Annotated in this window: 16 protein-coding genes; 11 read left to right on the plus strand and 5 right to left on the minus strand. The window is 68.3% G+C overall.

Translation table 11 applies throughout. The annotated features are described in order from the left end of the window. Positions 1 to 101: 101 nt before the first annotated feature. Positions 102 to 1742: a leucyl aminopeptidase gene (locus ACORJG_RS15060; RefSeq protein ID WP_427790290.1), complete on the plus strand. Its 1641-nt coding sequence runs from the start codon at positions 102 to 104 to the stop codon at positions 1740 to 1742. 14 nt (positions 1743 to 1756) lie between these two features. Here ACORJG_RS15060 and greA read toward each other — a convergent pair whose 3' ends face one another. Next, the gene (greA, locus tag ACORJG_RS15065; RefSeq protein WP_427790292.1) at positions 1757 to 2239 is read right to left on the minus strand and encodes a transcription elongation factor GreA; all 483 of its coding nucleotides are present in this window, start codon (positions 2237 to 2239) and stop codon (positions 1757 to 1759) included. Between the two features lie 47 nt (positions 2240 to 2286). Here greA and ACORJG_RS15070 point away from each other — a divergent pair, with 47 nt between their 5' ends. The 3 genes from ACORJG_RS15070 to ACORJG_RS15080 all read left to right on the plus strand — a co-directional run bounded on the left by ACORJG_RS15070 (position 2287) and on the right by ACORJG_RS15080 (position 6418). Further along, positions 2287 to 3501, plus strand: coding sequence for an NAD(P)/FAD-dependent oxidoreductase (locus ACORJG_RS15070; protein WP_427790294.1), 1215 nt, complete (start codon positions 2287 to 2289; stop codon positions 3499 to 3501). 73 nt (positions 3502 to 3574) lie between these two features. Continuing rightward, complete coding sequence (locus ACORJG_RS15075; RefSeq protein WP_427790296.1) at positions 3575 to 5227, plus strand: M28 family metallopeptidase; 1653 nt, start codon at positions 3575 to 3577, stop codon at positions 5225 to 5227. Between the two features lie 45 nt (positions 5228 to 5272). After that, positions 5273 to 6418, plus strand: a complete 1146-nt coding sequence (locus ACORJG_RS15080) for a serine hydrolase domain-containing protein (protein WP_427790298.1) — start codon at positions 5273 to 5275, stop codon at positions 6416 to 6418. A 9-nt stretch (positions 6419 to 6427) separates the two neighbouring features. On the opposite strand, the gene ACORJG_RS15085 is transcribed toward ACORJG_RS15080, so the two are convergent. The 3 genes from ACORJG_RS15085 to ACORJG_RS15095 form a co-directional block, all read right to left on the minus strand. Next, positions 6428 to 7003: a YybH family protein gene (locus tag ACORJG_RS15085; RefSeq protein WP_427790300.1), complete on the minus strand. Its 576-nt coding sequence runs from the start codon at positions 7001 to 7003 to the stop codon at positions 6428 to 6430. Positions 7004 to 7037: 34 nt separating this feature from the next. Further along, positions 7038 to 8054 carry an EamA family transporter RarD gene (rarD, locus tag ACORJG_RS15090; protein ID WP_427790302.1) on the minus strand — a complete coding sequence of 339 codons (1017 nt, stop codon included), beginning with the start codon at positions 8052 to 8054 and terminating at the stop codon, positions 7038 to 7040. 104 nt (positions 8055 to 8158) lie between these two features. After that, a complete protein-coding gene (locus ACORJG_RS15095; protein WP_427790303.1) occupies positions 8159 to 9205 on the minus strand; it encodes an aspartate-semialdehyde dehydrogenase in 1047 nt (348 codons plus the stop codon). A gap of 150 nt (positions 9206 to 9355) precedes the next feature. Here ACORJG_RS15095 and zapE point away from each other — a divergent pair, with 150 nt between their 5' ends. From zapE to ACORJG_RS15115, 4 genes are read left to right on the plus strand one after another with little or no spacing between them, the layout of a single operon-like run. Continuing rightward, positions 9356 to 10468 (plus strand): cell division protein ZapE, encoded by a 1113-nt coding sequence (gene zapE / locus ACORJG_RS15100; protein ID WP_427790304.1) that lies wholly within the window; start codon positions 9356 to 9358, stop codon positions 10466 to 10468. Between the two features lie 43 nt (positions 10469 to 10511). Further along, complete coding sequence (rsmI, locus tag ACORJG_RS15105) at positions 10512 to 11384, plus strand: 16S rRNA (cytidine(1402)-2'-O)-methyltransferase (RefSeq protein WP_427790305.1); 873 nt, start codon at positions 10512 to 10514, stop codon at positions 11382 to 11384. Next, positions 11381 to 11806, plus strand: a complete 426-nt coding sequence (locus ACORJG_RS15110) for a YraN family protein (protein WP_427790306.1) — start codon at positions 11381 to 11383, stop codon at positions 11804 to 11806. The genes rsmI and ACORJG_RS15110 overlap by 4 nt, the downstream gene beginning before the upstream one ends. Next, positions 11803 to 12615 (plus strand): transglutaminase family protein, encoded by an 813-nt coding sequence (locus ACORJG_RS15115; protein WP_427790308.1) that lies wholly within the window; start codon positions 11803 to 11805, stop codon positions 12613 to 12615. Before ACORJG_RS15110 ends, ACORJG_RS15115 begins: the two co-directional genes overlap by 4 nt. A gap of 120 nt (positions 12616 to 12735) precedes the next feature. Here the strand turns inward: ACORJG_RS15115 and mdh are convergent, their stop codons facing one another. Next, entirely contained in the window at positions 12736 to 13698 is a 963-nt protein-coding gene (gene mdh, locus ACORJG_RS15120; RefSeq protein ID WP_427790310.1) for a malate dehydrogenase, read from the minus strand. Between the two features lie 141 nt (positions 13699 to 13839). Between mdh and ACORJG_RS15125 the strand changes: the two genes are divergently transcribed. From ACORJG_RS15125 to ACORJG_RS15135, 3 genes are all read left to right on the plus strand, one after another. Beyond that, positions 13840 to 14277: an HIT domain-containing protein gene (locus ACORJG_RS15125; RefSeq protein WP_427790311.1), complete on the plus strand. Its 438-nt coding sequence runs from the start codon at positions 13840 to 13842 to the stop codon at positions 14275 to 14277. 128 nt (positions 14278 to 14405) lie between these two features. Then, entirely contained in the window at positions 14406 to 14867 is a 462-nt protein-coding gene (sdhC, locus tag ACORJG_RS15130; protein ID WP_427790313.1) for a succinate dehydrogenase, cytochrome b556 subunit, read from the plus strand. Beyond that, positions 14864 to 15259, plus strand: a complete 396-nt coding sequence (locus ACORJG_RS15135; RefSeq protein ID WP_427790315.1) for a succinate dehydrogenase, hydrophobic membrane anchor protein — start codon at positions 14864 to 14866, stop codon at positions 15257 to 15259. The genes sdhC and ACORJG_RS15135 overlap by 4 nt, the downstream gene beginning before the upstream one ends. The last annotated feature ends 4 nt before the right edge of the window (positions 15260 to 15263 follow it).

Below are 15263 nucleotides of genomic sequence, written 5' to 3' on the forward strand. Positions count from 1 at the left end.
AAGGCGTCGCGCTTTTCCCCTGGCGCCAGCGGCGCCGTTGCCCCGACGCCTCGCCCACAGCCATAAAGACGGCTTCATCGTCACAGAGGGGGCCCTGATCGATGCGCCGCACCACCCGTATTCCGTCCTTCGCCGCAGCCGCGCTGATCGCCGCAGCCGGTCTGAGCGTCGCCGTTTCCGCGGAGGCTCAATCGCGCCGCGCCGCGCCTGCTGCCGAGCGCCCCGACTGGCCTGCGCGCGCCGCGCCCGCTCAGGCGCGCGCCGTCACCTTCGTCTCCGCCGCTTCGCCGTCCGGTTCTCTGGTCCTGCCGCTGGCGTCTGAGGCCGAACTGGCCACGCGGGGCGCGGCTCTGGATGCAGGCACGCGTCAGGCGATCGCCGCAGCCCTGAGCGCCGCGCGCTTCGACTACAAGGCGCGCCAGACCCTGAGTCTACACGGCGTCGGCGGCTGGGACCGCATCCTGATCGTCGGTCTGGGCGAGGCGCCCAAGGCAGCAGACATCCAGACCGCCGGCATCGTCGCAGGCCGTGCGCTCAACAGCCAGCCGGGCGCCCTGACGGCGCTGACCTCGGGCCTGTCCGCCGACATGGCGTCGGAACTGGCGACCGGTCTGGGCATCGGCCACTATCGCTCGGACCTCTATGTCACCACCGGCCGCGACCGTCCGGCGCCGGGCGCCCTGAGCGTCGTGGCCGACGACGCCGCCAACGCACAGGCGCACTATCGTCGCGGCGCGGCTCTGGTCGAGGCCATGGCCTGGACGCGCGACGTGTCCAATGAACCGGCTAACGTCATCTATCCGGAAACCTTCGTCGATCGCGCCCGCGCCGCATTCGCCGGTGTTCCCGGGGTCGAGATCACCGTGCTGGACGTGCCCGCCATGGAGCGGCTGGGCATGGGCGCCATCCTCGGTTCGGGTCAGGGGTCGGCGCGGCCGCCGCGCATGCTGGCCGTGCGCTATCGCGGCCAGGGCGCGTCTTCGGCCGGGCCGGTGGCGCTGCTGGGCAAGGGCATCACCTTCGATTCCGGCGGTATTTCGCTGAAGCCGGGCGCGAACATGGGCAATATGAAGATGGACATGTCCGGCGCCGCCAGCGTCGTCGGCGCCGTGCTGGCTCTGGCCAAGGGCGGGGCGGCGGTGGATGTGGTCGCCGTCGCCGCCCTGTCGGAAAACATGCCGGGCGGAAACGCCATCCGTCCCGGCGATGTCCTGACCGCCATGAATGGAAAAACGATCGAGATCATCTCGACCGACGCAGAGGGCCGTCTGGTGCTGGCCGACGCCGTGGTCTGGGCCGACACCACGATGAACCCGGCCGCCATCGTCGATGTGGCCACCCTGACCGGCGCGGTCGGCGGCGCTCTGGGCGGCGACTATGCGGGTCTGTTCAGTCGTCACGACGCCCTGGCCGATCAGCTGAAGGCCGCCGGCGATGCGACAGGCGAAACCCTGTGGCGCCTGCCGCTGCACCCCAACTATGTGCGGGCGACCTCTTCGACCATCGCCGACATCAAGAACTCAGGCGACGGCGGAGCGGGCGCAGGAACCGGCGCTCACTTCATCGGCGCCTTCGCCCGGCCCGAGACGCCGTGGGCGCATCTGGACATCGCCAACATGGCCTTCGGCGCGGCCAACGATGTCAAACCGGCCGGTTCGGCGGGCTATAGCGTGCGCCTGCTGGAACGCTTCGTGCGCGACTTCCAGCCCGTGGCGAAGGAGAAGGGCACGGGCGGCTACTGAAGCCGTTCCCAGCCTTAGCCTTCCTTGATGGCGACGATCTCGACCGACTGGCCCGCGACCGTCGCCTCATCCCCCTCGCGCTTGCCCATAAGGGCGCGGGCCAGGGGCGAGACGTGGCTGACGCTGCCCTGTGTCGGGTCGGCCTCGTCCTCGCCGACGATGCGCCAGGTCTGGGTGCGCCCGTCCTCGCGCTCGATCGTCACCGTGTCGCCGAAGCGCACCTTGCCGTCCGGCGGCGCCTCGACCAGCTGGGCCGTGCCCCGGCGCGCGGACCAGTAGCGCAGGTCGCGCGTCGCCCGCGCCATGGCGGTGCGGTCGGCTTCGATGGAGCCTGCCGCCTGCGCCGCCGTATAGGCCGCGCGTGCAGCCGCCAGCTCGGCCTCGATCTGGGCCAGCCCTTGCGGCGTGACAAGATTCGGATGTGGCGAGATCGGCCGGTCCGGCAGGTCCGCCGCCGTGGCTTCCAGATCTTCTTCCCGTGTAAAGGCGACGCTCATGTCCGCCAGCATAGGCCGCGGCGGTCATTCCGGCTAGAAAGGCGTCGATGACGCGCTCCTCCTCCACAGTCGCCGTGATCGGCGCCGGTCCCGCCGGACTGATGGCCGCCGAACGTTTGGCTCAAGCGGGCCTACGCGTCATCGTGCATGAGCGGATGCCCTCGGTCGCGCGCAAATTCCTGATGGCCGGACGCGGCGGGCTGAACCTGACCCATTCGGAGCCGCTGGCGCCGTTCCTGAACCGCTATGACGCCGCCGCTCAGGCGCGCATCAAGGAGTGGCTGGAGGCCTTTTCGCCCGCCGATCTGATCGCATGGGTCGAGGGACTGGGCCAGCCGACCTTCGTCGGGTCTTCCGGTCGGGTGTTTCCGAAGGCGATGAAGGCCTCGCCCCTGTTGCGCGCCTGGCTGGCGCGGCTGGACGGGCTGGGCGTCGAGATCCGAACCCGCTCGCGCTGGACCGGCTGGCAGGGCGAGGCCCTGACCTTCGACACGCCCGAGGGCGAACGTACCGAACGCGCGGACGCCGTTGTTCTGGCCCTCGGCGGCGCCAGCTGGGCGAAGCTGGGGTCTGACGCCGCATGGGTTCCGGCGCTGGAACAGGCCGGCGCCGCGGTGGCTGCTTTCCGGCCCGCCAATGTCGGCTTCGACGTCGCGTGGTCGCCCCTGTTCCGCGAGCGCTTCGCCGGAACCCCGCTGAAAGGCGTCGCCTTGACGCACGGCGGGGGCACGGTGCGCGGCGAGGCCATGATCGCCGCCTATGGGATCGAGGGCGGCGGAATCTACGCCCTGTCCGCCGGTCTGCGCGAAGCGGTGGAGCACAACGGATCGACCACGCTGACGCTCGACCTGCGGCCCGATCTGAGCGTCGAGGCGCTGACGCAACGCCTGTCGAAACCGCGCGGCAAGGTCAGCCTGTCAAACTGGCTGCGCAAAACCGCCCGGCTGGACGGCGCCGCCGTCGCCCTGCTGCGCGAAGGCGACCCTCTGCCAACAGAACCCGCAAAACTGGCCGCCCGGATCAAGGGCGTCGTCCTGCCCCTGAGCGGGGTCCAGGGCCTGAGCCGCGCCATCTCTTCGGCCGGGGGCGTGGCGCTGGCCGCCGTGGACGAGCGGTTGATGCTGAAGGCGCGGCCCGGCGTCTTTCTGGCGGGCGAGATGCTGGACTGGGAAGCGCCGACCGGCGGCTATCTGCTGCAGGCGTCCTTCGCCTCGGGCGTTGTCGCAGCGGAGGGCGTGCGCGTCTGGCTGGGCGGGCGCTGAGAGCCTTTCGGGGTCGACAGCGGCGGCCTCAGGGGGCAGCGTGGCGCAAATCGTTTAAGAACCGAGCCTGCCCATGACCTTCGCCCGTTCCGCCGCCGTCGGCCTGATCGCCGTCCTGATGTGTTCGACCTCCGCGCTCGCCCAAACCGGCGTCCAGACTGGCCGCATCGACCCGGCCCGACTGAACGAAGCGACGCGCGTTCTGGCGTCTGATGAGTTTGAAGGCCGCGCCCCGGTCACGCCCGGCGAAGACCGCACCATCGCCTGGCTGTCGCAGCAGTTTCAGGCGCTGGGCCTCGAACCTGGCGGCCCGAACGGATCATGGGTGCAGGTCGCTCAGGTCAGCCGCACTAGTCAGGATGGCCCCGCCGCCATCAGCGTTTCCGCCAAGGGCCGCATCACCGAGCTTCAGCGCGCCAAGGACGTCATCGTATCCTCCGACCGGCCGGTGGAGCGCATCAGCCTGACCGATGCGCCGCTGGTCTTCGTCGGCTATGGCGTCGATGCGCCCGAGCGCGGCTGGGACGACTACAAGGGCGTCGATCTGACCGGAAAGATCATGCTGGTGCTGGTCAACGACCCCGACTTCAACGCGCCTGAAGGCCACCCGGTCAACGGCAGGTTCGACGGTCAGGCCATGACCTTCTATGGCCGCTGGACCTATAAGTTCCAGGTCGCCGCCGAGCATGGCGCTGCGGGTGTTCTGGTCATCCACGACACGCCCGGCGCGGGCTATCCGTGGTCGACGCTGGAGAATTCCTCGACCGCGCCCAAGTTCGATATCGTCCGCGCCGACCCGGACAAGGAGCGCGTGGCGGCTCAGGGCTGGATTCAGGGCGCGATCGCCGAACAGCTGTTCCGCGACGCCGGGCTGGACTTCGCCGCCCTGAAGGATCAGGCGCGCACGCCCGAATTCCGCCCCGTGGCGCTGGACGGCGTGACCATGTCCATCGACTTCGGCCAGAAGGCCGACCGGGTCGAGACGCGCAACGTCATCGGCCGCCTGCCCGGTACGAAATACCCGGACGAAACGGTGATGTTCGGCGCCCACTGGGACGCCTATGGCCGCGCCACGCCCAAGAACGGCGACGACATCTATAACGGCGCTGTCGACAATGCGACGGGCGTGGCCGGGATCATGGAGATCGCCCGCCTGTTCGCCGAGGGGCCGCGCCCCGAACGCTCGACCGTCTTCATCAGCTGGGCGGCCGAGGAAACCGGCCTGCTGGGCGCCGAATACTATGCCGCCAATCCGGTCTGGCCGCTGGAGACGACCGTCGCCAACATCAATATGGACAGCCTGCTGCCGGGGACCGAGATCGACCCCAACATTGTCGTCATCGGCGCGGGCAAGAACGATCTGGACGACCGGCTGGCGGTTCTGGCCGCGCGCGAGGGTCGTCGCCTGATCCCCGACCCGGCGCCGCACGCGGGGGCCTTCTACCGCTCGGACCACTTCCCGCTGGCGCGCAAGGGCGTGCCCGCCCTGTTCGCCGCTGCGGGCTTCACCGGCCACAACGAAGCCAGCCGCGATTACGTCGCCAACCGCTATCATCAGCCCTCGGACGAATGGACGCCGGAGTGGAAAATGGACGCCGCCGCCGCTGATGTTCAGCTGCTGTATGAAGTCGGCCGCGATCTGGCCAACTCGCGCGACTGGCCCGCATGGAAGCCTGGCGACGAGTTCGCGGGCGCCCGCAACGCCTCGGCGTCGGCGCGCCGGTAATCGGCCGCAAGTGACCTGAAGCCGACAAAGCGTTAGAGCCGCCTCATGACCAGCCTCCCCGAACTCCACGGCGTCTGCCCCCCGCGTTTCAATGCGGTGAAGGACGCCTTCGCCGCCAACTTCACCGATGCGCCTGAAGGGCTGAACGAACTGGCCGCGCGTTTCAGCGTGACCATCGACGGCGAGGTGGTCGTGGACCTGTGGGCCGGGTCGGCTGATCTGGCGGGAAACAGCCCTTTCACCGAGAACACGCTGGTCCCGGTCTTCTCCACCGGCAAGGCGGTGATGGCCCTGATGATCGCGCGCTGCGTGGACAAGGGGCTGTTGTCCTATGAGGATCGTGTCGCCGACCACTGGCCCGCCTTCGGCGCGGCGGGCAAGGACCAACTGACCGTCGGCCAGTTGATGAGCCACCAGTCCGGCCTGCCCGGCTTCGATGGCGGGGCCGAACCGGCCATCTGGTTCGATCGCCAGGCGGTGCTGGACAAGCTGGCGGCCCAGACGCCGATGTGGGCGCCCGGCACGGCGTCCGGCTATCACCCCATCACCATCGGCTATCTGGCAGGCGAACTGTTCCGCATCGTCGACGGGCGGACGATGGGCACGGCCCTGCGCGAAGACTTCGCCCAGCCTTTCGATCTGGACCTGTGGATCGGCCTGCTCGAGGCCGAACATGACCGCGTGGCCCAACTGCGCAAACCCGCCGCCGCACCCGACCTCGGCCCCATCGACGCCATCAAGAAGGCCGCCTTCCTGGATCGCGGCTCGGCCCCCGGCGGGCGCGGCTCGACCGAGTGGCGCATGGCGGAGATCCCCTCCGCCAACCTGCATGGCACGGCCAAGGATCTGGCGCGTATGATGTCCATCGTCGCCACCGGCGGCGCGCTGGACCATATGGCGGTGCTGTCGGAAGAAACGCTGGCTCAGGCGACACGTGAGCGCATCCACGGTCCGAACAAGGTGCTACCGTTCAACATGAGCTGGGCGGCGGGCTTCACCCGCAATCAGGGCCTGAATATCTTCGGTCCCAATCCTGAGGCGGTCGGCCACTGCGGCTGGGGCGGATCGATGGCGTTCGCGGATCAATCGACAGGCGTTTCCGCCGCCTATGTCATGACGCGCCAGTCGCCGCACCTGCTGGGCGACCCGCGCGCCCTGCGCTTGGTCGAGGCGCTCTACGCAGCTCTTTAGGGCGGGACCTTAAGCCTCCGGCCCCCAGGCCAGCTGATCATGCACGATCAGCCAGCCGTCGACCGTGCGGCGCAGGATGCGGGTGAACAGGCCGCGGTGCGGTTTGCCGTTGCGGGTCATGACGGCGCGGCCCGAGACGACCGCCGTGTTGACGTCGAACTGCAGCGTCTCGAACCACTCATAGGACAGGGCGCCCAGTCCGCCGGGCTGGGCCGCGCGTGCATCCAGCGCGGCGCGAACGCTGTCGGGGCCCTTCAGCGGGGTGTCGCCCAGAAAGACCAGCAGGGGCTCGTCGTGGACATAGGTGGCCATGACGGCGTCGACCTCGCCCGAGCTCCAGGCGGCGGCGGCGGCGTCCAGCGCGTCGCTGATGGCGTCGAAGGTCTCGGCGGTGGTCGGCGGGGCGATGACGGCGACAGGCGCGCCGGGGTCGATGGGCGCCGCCGCTCCACGGGCGCCGCCGACGCGGGCGGTGCGGATGACTTCGTCGCTGGTCTGGACCGCGCCGTGAGCGCAGGCGGATGTTCCTCCGGCCAGCAGGACGGATGCAGCGAGGGCGGAGAGCAGGCGGGAACGGATCATCATCGCCTTCTTCCTTACGCCGGGATGGCGCCTCGGCTCAACGCACGGGCGGCGGATTCTCGCCGATGGCGTCCATCCGGTCCTCGGCCGGGTCGTCCAGCAGGCCCGGTTCAGGCGCGACGATGGTTTCGGCCGTGGCGGAGGCGCGGCGCACCTTCAGCACGGCGCCGACCGCGAAGACCGCTACCGCGATCCAGATGAAGACGAAGGAGGCGATCCGCAGCGGCCCCAGCGCCTCGCCCTGAAGCGCGCCGATGATGAAGACGATGGTCGGCGCCAGAAACTGCAGGAAGCCCATGCTGGACAACGGCATCCGCCGCGCCGCCCAGGCGAACAGGGCCAGCGGAATGACCGTGGCGGGTCCCGCGAACAACAGCCAAAGGGTCGCGGCGGGCGAGGCGGTGAAATGCCCCTGCCCCGTGGTTTCGATGTGGATCAGCCAGATCAGACCCGGCAGGGCCAGCAGCAGGCATTCCAGGAACAGTCCGGTCTGGGCGTCGACCGAGACGCGCTTCCTGATGATGCCATAGGCGGCGAACGTCAGCGCCAGAATGATCGACACCCAGGGCGCATGACCCAGGGCGATGGTCTGCAACAGCACGCCGATCGCAGCCAGGATCATGGCGATCTTGCCCGCCCAGTCGATCTTCTCGCGGAACAGCCAGGCGCCCGCCGCCATGTTCAGCAATGGGTTGAGATAATAGCCCAGCGAAGCGTCCAGCGTCCGCCCATCGTTCACCGCGACGATATAGGTGGTCCAGTTGCCGGCGATCAGTATGGCCGACAGGGCCAGCCAGCCCAGCACCCTGGGCTGGCGCAGCACGGCCATGACCTGCGGCCACTGGCGCGACAGCACGACCAGAAGCGCCGCCCAAACCAGTCCCCAGACCGCGCGGTGGCCCATGATCTCCCAGGCGTTCGCGCCGTGATGGCCCATCTGCTGGAAGACCAGCGGCACGAAGCCCCAGATCAGATAGCAGACGATCCCGGCCGCCAGCGCGGCGCGAGCGTCAGACGCAGGAGAGGCGACGGCGGGAGCAGGGGAGGCGCTCACTCTGATACCTTTCGATCCCCGCCGCATCGCCGACGCGGCGGGGTCATGGAGTGCTCAAACAGCCCTCAAGCAGCCCCGCACCGTGTGCGGGGCGTCAGGGCTTCCTAGACAGTCAAAGTGCGATAGCCGCTCTTGGGCGAGATGACGCCGGTCTCGTCCAGCAGCTGGGCGATCTGCACGGCGTTCAGGGCCGCGCCCTTGCGCAGGTTGTCGGACACCACCCAGAAGCTTAGGCCGTGCTCGACGGTCGGATCCTTGCGGATGCGCGACACATAGACCGCGTGCTCGCCCGCGGCGTCGACCGGGGTGATGTAGCCGTCGTGTTCCTGCTTATCGATGACCTGAACGCCCGGCGCCTCACGCAGGATTTCGCGGGCTTCATCCGCGGCGATCGGACGATCGAACTCGACCGTCACGGCTTCGGAGTGGCCGACGAAAACCGGCACGCGCACGCAGGTGACGGTCAGCTTGATCGACGGATCGATCATCTTGTGCGTCTCGTCCCACATCTTGGCTTCTTCGTCGGTGTAGCCGTCCTCGTTGAAGGCGCCGATGTAGGGGATGACGTTGAAGGCGATCTGCTTGGGGAATTTCTTCGGCGTGGCGTCGCCCAGGCCGTAGATGGCCTTGGTCTGGTTCCACAGCTCGTCCATGCCTTCCTTCCCGGCGCCCGAGACGGACTGGTAGGTCGAGACGACGACGCGCTTGATCTTGGCCGCGTCATGCAGCGGCTTCAGCGCCACCACCAGCTGGGCGGTCGAGCAGTTGGGGTTGGCGACGATATTCTTCTTGGTCGCCAGCTTGGCCGCATCCGGGTTCACTTCCGGCACGATCAGCGGCACGTCCGGGTCCATGCGGAAGGCCGAGGAGTTGTCGATGACGATCGGACCGGCCTTGCCGATCTTTTCTGACCATTCGCGCGACACCCCGCCGCCGGCGCTCATCAGCACCAGATCGACGCTGGAGAAATCGAACTGTTCGATGTCCTCGCACTTGATGGTGCTGTCGCCGAACGAGACCTCGACGCCTTTGGATTTTCGGGAGGCGATCGCGTGCATTTTCTCGACGGGGAAGTTCACTTCCTCGAGAATGGCCAGAATTTCCCGGCCGACATTGCCGGTGGCGCCTACGATGGCGACGCGATAGCCCATGACGAAATCATCCTTTGTTCGGGGGCGTTTGCGAGAAACGCTTCTGCATTTGGGTCCTTCGCAGCTGCGAAGCAACCAGAATCCTCCAATTCGGCGCCGGAATCCGCGAACGCCTTCCCCCGGCCCCATCCGGGGGCTATCTGCAGGGTCATGACCTCCCGCATCCGCAACGCCTACGACATCCGCGTGGAAGAGGGCGTGATCACGCCTGAACCGGCCCAGGCCGCCCTGATCGGCGCGCTTGAGCGGCTTGAGACCGATCTGGCCAAAAAGGGCCTGTTCGGCGCCCAGCCCGCCGTGCGCGGCATCTACATCTGGGGCCCGCCCGGACGCGGCAAGTCCATGCTGATGGACCTGTTCTATTCCTCGACGCCCGAGCAGAAGAAGGTCCGCGCCCACTTCCACGCCTTCATGGCCCGTATCCATGATCTGGTGAAACAGTGGCGCGAAGGCACGTCGCGCAGCCGCAGGGACGTCTTCGGAACGGCTAAGGGCGATGACCCCATTCCGCCGATCGCGGCCCTGATCGCCTCGGAGGCGCGGCTGCTGTGCTTCGACGAGCTTCAGGTCACCGACATCGCCGACGCCATGATCCTGGGCCGCCTGTTCGAGGCCCTGTTCGAGAAGAAGGTGGTGCTGGCCGTCACCTCGAACCGCGCGCCCGAAGACCTCTACAAGAACGGCATCAACCGTCAGCTCTTCCTGCCCTTCATCGACATCCTGCGCCAGCGCTGCGACGTGGTCGAGACGGCGGGCGCCCGCGACTTCCGCCTGGATCGCATGAGCGGGGCCAAGGTCTGGTTCTCGCCGCTGGACGCCGATGCGCGGCAGGGCTTCGAGACCCTGTGGTCCGACCTGAAGGGCGGCGAGCCTGAAAGCCCCATCGTCCTGCCCGTGCTGGGCCGCGAGGTGAAGCTGGAACGCTCGGTCGGCGGCATGGCCCGCGCCACGTTCGACGAGCTGTGCGGACGCCCGCTGGGACCGCAGGACTATCTGGCCATCGCCCGGCGCTTTCACACCCTGTTCCTGTCGGATGTGCCCCTGCTCAGCCCGGCCAACCACCACGAAGCGCGCCGCCTGGTGACGCTGGTCGACGCCCTTTACGAGGCCAAGACCCGCCTCGTCGTGCTGGCCGAAGCCGCGCCCGAGGCCCTCTACACCGAAGGCGTCGGCGCCTTCGAGTTCGAGCGCACCGTCTCGCGCTTCAACGAAATGCAGAGCGAAGACTGGCTGGAACAGCGCGAGGACGCCGAGGCGGCGTAGGCGCCGCTGGACCGCGCCGCGTGGGGCTGGCAGGGTCCGGCCGATGTCAGATGCTTCGCTGTTTCCGCCGACCGCCCCGCCCGCGCGCCCTGTTTCGCCGGGCCTCTATCTGGTGGCGACGCCGATCGGGAACCTGCGCGACATGACGCTAAGGGCGCTGGACGTGCTGGCCGCCGCCGATCTGGTTCTGGCCGAGGACACGCGCGTCACGGCCAAGCTGCTGACCGCCTATGGGCTGAAGGCGAAGTTGGAACGCTGCGATGACCACGCCTCGAACCGCGCGGCCGAGATCGCCGTCGAGCGGCTGAAGGCGGGCGAGGTCGTGGCGCTGGTGTCGGACGCGGGGACGCCTCTGGTGTCCGATCCCGGCTATGTGGTGGCGCGGGCGGCGGTGGCCGAGGGTCTGCCGGTCCATCCTGTGCCGGGGCCGTCCAGCCTGTTGGCGGCCTTGTGCATCGCGGGTCTGCCCGCTGACCGGGTGCTGTTCGCGGGCTTTCTGCCGCCCAAGTCGGGCGCGCGGCGCACGGCTCTGGAAGAGTTGCGAACGGGCCGCCAGACCCTCGTCTTCTTTGAAAGCGGGCCGCGCCTGCGCGAGAGCCTGCGTGACATGGCCGAGGTTCTGGGTCCGCGCCCCGCCGCCGTCGCCCGCGAACTGACCAAGCTTTACGAAGAATGCGTGCGCGGGACGCTGTCTGATCTGGCCGCCGATCCGCGTCTGGATGCGCCCAAGGGTGAGATCGTCGTGGTCGTCGGTCCCGGCGAAGCGGAGACGGCCAGCGCCGATGACGCCGATGCCGCCCTGTCCGAGGCCCTGACCCGCCTGCCGCCCGGCGAAGCGGCGGCCGAGGTGTCCAGGGCGCTGAACCTGCCGCGCAAGCCGCTATACAAGCGCGCGTTGGAGTTGAAGGCGCGGTGACGACCGGCCCGCGCCCGCATCCGCCGCCTCGCCCGAAGGCGGCCTGGCGGCAGGCGTTGGGACGCACGGCAAGTCGTCAGGGCCACGCCGCCGAGTGGATCGCGGCCGTGTGGCTGATGCTGAAGGGGTATCAGGTGCTGGCCTTCCGGCTGAAGGGGCGGGGCGGCGAGATCGACATTCTGGCCCGGCGCGGGCGGGTCCTTGCAGCGGTGGAGGTCAAGCGCCGCGCGACGCTGGATCAGGCGCTCCTGGCCCTGAAGCCGGATCAGCACGAGCGTCTGCTACGCGCGCTGGAGGCGACGGCGCGCGGGCGCCCGGCGCTCGCCGTTCTGGAGCCGCGGATCGACATTGTGGCGCTGGCCCCCGGCCGCTTTCCGCGTCATGTTCGGGGCGTGATCGCCAGGGGAGCGGATCGGCGTTGACGCGGGATGAAGCCGAAACAGTGCTGGAACAGGCGGGAAAGGGACCGGATGAGACCTTTCCCCTGCTGGAGTGCGCCATCGCCTGCGCCCTGCACGACCGGCCCATGCGCGAGGCGAACGCCGTGCGCATCCTGGCCGACCACGCAGCCCAGCGCCTGAAGGAACGCGCGGCCAGCGAAAGCCCGGACGACGCTCTGACCGAGGCTCTGGCTGGAGATCTGCGCCTGAACGGCGACCTTCTGGATCATGACCTGCGCGTCAATACCGATGTGGTGGATGTGGCCGAGCGCCGTCGCGGCCTGTCGGCGGTTCTGGTCATCTTCTATCTGGACGCCGCGCGCCGGGCGGGGCTGACGGCGGCGGCGGTGGATTTTCCCGGCCATGTCCTGTTGCGGGTTGAGACGCCCGAGGGGCCGGTGGCGCTGGACCCCTTCAGCCAGGGGCGGCTGGTGCTGCCTTCGGAACTGACCCGGCGCGCCCTGCTGGCCGGACTGACGCCGCACGTGGCGGATCGGCTGGACCTGCTGATGGCGCCGGTCAGCGAGCGCCAGGCGCTGATCCGACTGCAGAACATCCAGTTCACCCGCGCCCTCCATGCAGGGGACTATGGCGGGGCCGAAAGGTCGGCCCTGCGCCGCGCCCTGCTGGACCCGGAAGATCATCGTCCGTGGCTGGATGTGGCCGCCGCGCGCGAAAAACAGGGCAGCCTCAACAGTGCGATGGAGGCCTTGGTGCGTGCGCGCAGCATGAGCGCAGCGAGCGGTCTGTGCGACATCCGCCTCGACAGGGTTCGTTTGCAGTTGAATTAGGCTGCTGCCGATACAAGCCTGTGTTTCAGGCTGAAAAATGGCCGCACCCGAAGATGCGGCCCTCTTCCATATTTAAGCGCGCACCAACAGCGAGCCGGCGCGCGGCTCGTATCAGCGCCCTTAAGCCAGGGAAGGTTCAATGTCCTTGCAGGCCTGGATCAGGCCCTGGACCGAGGCGACCGACTTGGCGAACATCGCCTTTTCGTCGTCGTTGGTGGTGAACTCGATGACCTTTTCGACGCCGGCGGCGCCGATCAGGGCCGGGACGCCGACGTAGAGGTCCGACAGGCCGTATTCGCCCGACAGCCACACGGCGCACGGCAGGACGCGCTTCTGGTCCAGCAGGTAGGACTTGGCCATGGCGATGGCGCTTTCAGCCGGGGCGTAGAAGGCCGAGCCGGTCTTCAGCAGGGCCACGATCTCGCCGCCGCCCTTGCGGGTGCGATCGACGATGGCGTCCAGATCGGCCTGCGACAGGAAGCCCGCAGCGACCGCGTCCGGCAGCGGCAGGCCGCCGACGGTCGAGTGGCGCACCATCGGCACCATGTCGTCGCCGTGACCGCCCAGGGTCCAGGCGTGGATGTCCTGCACAGAGACGCCGGTCTTTTCAGCCAGGAAGTAGGCGAAGCGGGCCGAGTCCAGCACGCCGGCCATGCCGATGACCTTCTCCTTGGGGAGCCCTGAGAACTTCTGCAGGGCCCAGACCATGGCGTCGAGCGGGTTGGTGATGCAGATGACGAAGGCGTTGGGGGCGTGCTGCCTGATGCCCTCGCCGACGGCCTTCATGACTTTGAGGTTGATGCCGATCAGGTCGTCGCGGCTCATGCCCGGCTTGCGCGGCACGCCGGCGGTGACGATGCAGACGTCGGCGCCCGCGATGTCGGCGTAGTCATTGGCGCCCTTCAGGGCCACGTCCTGACCGAAGACGGCCGAGGCCTCGGCGATGTCGAGGGCCTTGCCTTGCGGCGTGCCTTCGGCGATGTCGAACAGGATGACGTCGCCCAGCGCTTCGCGCGCGGCCACGTGGGCCAGGGTTCCGCCGATCATTCCGGCGCCGATAAGGGCGATCTTCGCGCGAGCCATTCAGGTCTCTCCAGTCGATATTGCGTGTGCGAAACGGTAGTCGCTGGAACGGCGGTCTAGACCTGTCGGCGGGTCGCGGCAAGCGTTCCGCGATACGGCTTTCGTCGTTGCGCCCCCGGCTGGCGGCTGTCACGGTTCGCCATGCCCTCGCCTTCAGACTTACATGCCGAGTTTCGCGCCGACCCCGCCTTCGAAGCGGCCTCTGTCTTCGCCGCCGAATGGTCCCTGTGTCAGGTCCGGCTTCAGGATGACGCCCGTTTCCCCTGGCTGATCCTGCTGCCGCGCGTGGCGGGGGCGGTCGAGCTGGAGGACCTGTCGTTCGATCAACGCGCGCTGCTGACCGAAGAAATCGTGCGGGCCGGGGCGCTGGTGCGCGTATTGGGTGCTCTGCGCGATCAGCCTGTCGACAAGCTGAATGTCGCCGCCCTGGGCAATGTGACCGCCCAGCTTCACATTCACGTGGTCGGGCGCCGCCGAGATGATCCATTGTGGCCTGATCCGGTCTGGGGACGCCCCGGGGCGGTTCCGTGCGCGGCGACGGCGCGCGAAAAGGCGCTGTCGCACATCGCGGCCTTTTGATCGCGGTTCGCAGGTAGAACTTGACAGGAATCGGTCCCCTTCGTTGACACCCCCCCTTCTGCGTCACTAAAGCCTGTTGCACTGCAATCCGGCCCTGAATTTCCACGGGTTTTTTGAGAATCATTCGCATGTCGAACACTCCCCCGGCTGCGGGCGAAACTGGCGACCGGACGGGCCGCTACGTCCGTCAACCCAATGGGCACGTCGCACCGATGTCGCCCTTCACCGATATCTGGCGCTGGCACATGACCATGGTCGCGTCGATCCTGTTCCGCGTCACCATCGGCGCGGCCAGCGTGGGCGCGGTCCTGCTGCTGGGCTGGGTCGCCGCCGTGGCCTCCGGCCCGGACGCCTTCGCCTCGGTCGCCGCCTTCTCGGGTTCGCCGTTCGGCCTGTTCATCTGGTTCGGCCTGACGCTGGTGCTGTTCTCCTTCCTGCTGAACGGCGCGCGCCACCTGATCAACGACGCCGGCAAGGGGCTGGACCTGAAGTCCGCCAACCTGATGGCCAAGACCGTCGTCTGGGGTCCGATCGTTCTGGCCGTCCTGTTCTGGGTCGTGCTGTTCGCTGCTGGAAAGGTTTCGCTGTGAGCGCCGCGCCCAAGTTCAAGAACAATGTGAAAATCTCCGAGCGTCACGGCGCCGGGGAATGGAAGCTCGAAAAACTGGCGCTGCTGGCCCTGATGCCTCTGGGCCTGTGGGTTCTGTCGACCGGCTTCACCCTGGCCGGGGCCGATTACGGCGCGATCGTCGCCTGGTTCGGCAGCACGCTGAACGCCGGGCTGCTGGCCGTGACGGCGGTGATCTTCTGCCTGTTCGCCAGCCTGGCCTGGAAGGTGATCCTCGAGGACTACGTCCCCGGTTCGTCCCGCCCGGCGCTGATCCTGGTCTCCAACCTGATCTTCCTCGTGCTGGCGGCCGCCAGCGTCTTCTTCATCGTGCGTCTGGCGCTGGGCTCGGCCCCGCTGCCGGCCGGAGTCTGATCCC

The organism is Brevundimonas diminuta (assembly GCF_050310045.1).
In the GTDB taxonomy this organism is placed as follows: Bacteria; Pseudomonadota; Alphaproteobacteria; order Caulobacterales; family Caulobacteraceae; genus Brevundimonas; species Brevundimonas diminuta_F.

Coding starts and splice junctions, on each gene's coding strand:
- ACORJG_RS15125 (WP_427790311.1), top strand. CDS start 13,840: ATGCCCTCGCCTTCAGACTTACATGCCGAGTTTCGCGCCGACCCCGCC.
- zapE (WP_427790304.1), top strand. CDS start 9,356: ATGACCTCCCGCATCCGCAACGCCTACGACATCCGCGTGGAAGAGGGC.
- ACORJG_RS15095 (WP_427790303.1), bottom strand. CDS start 9,205: ATGGGCTATCGCGTCGCCATCGTAGGCGCCACCGGCAATGTCGGCCGG.
- rsmI (WP_427790305.1), top strand. CDS start 10,512: ATGTCAGATGCTTCGCTGTTTCCGCCGACCGCCCCGCCCGCGCGCCCT.
- ACORJG_RS15060 (WP_427790290.1), top strand. CDS start 102: ATGCGCCGCACCACCCGTATTCCGTCCTTCGCCGCAGCCGCGCTGATC.
- sdhC (WP_427790313.1), top strand. CDS start 14,406: ATGTCGAACACTCCCCCGGCTGCGGGCGAAACTGGCGACCGGACGGGC.
- greA (WP_427790292.1), bottom strand. CDS start 2,239: ATGAGCGTCGCCTTTACACGGGAAGAAGATCTGGAAGCCACGGCGGCG.
- mdh (WP_427790310.1), bottom strand. CDS start 13,698: ATGGCTCGCGCGAAGATCGCCCTTATCGGCGCCGGAATGATCGGCGGA.
- ACORJG_RS15080 (WP_427790298.1), top strand. CDS start 5,273: ATGACCAGCCTCCCCGAACTCCACGGCGTCTGCCCCCCGCGTTTCAAT.
- ACORJG_RS15085 (WP_427790300.1), bottom strand. CDS start 7,003: ATGATGATCCGTTCCCGCCTGCTCTCCGCCCTCGCTGCATCCGTCCTG.
- ACORJG_RS15070 (WP_427790294.1), top strand. CDS start 2,287: ATGACGCGCTCCTCCTCCACAGTCGCCGTGATCGGCGCCGGTCCCGCC.
- ACORJG_RS15075 (WP_427790296.1), top strand. CDS start 3,575: ATGACCTTCGCCCGTTCCGCCGCCGTCGGCCTGATCGCCGTCCTGATG.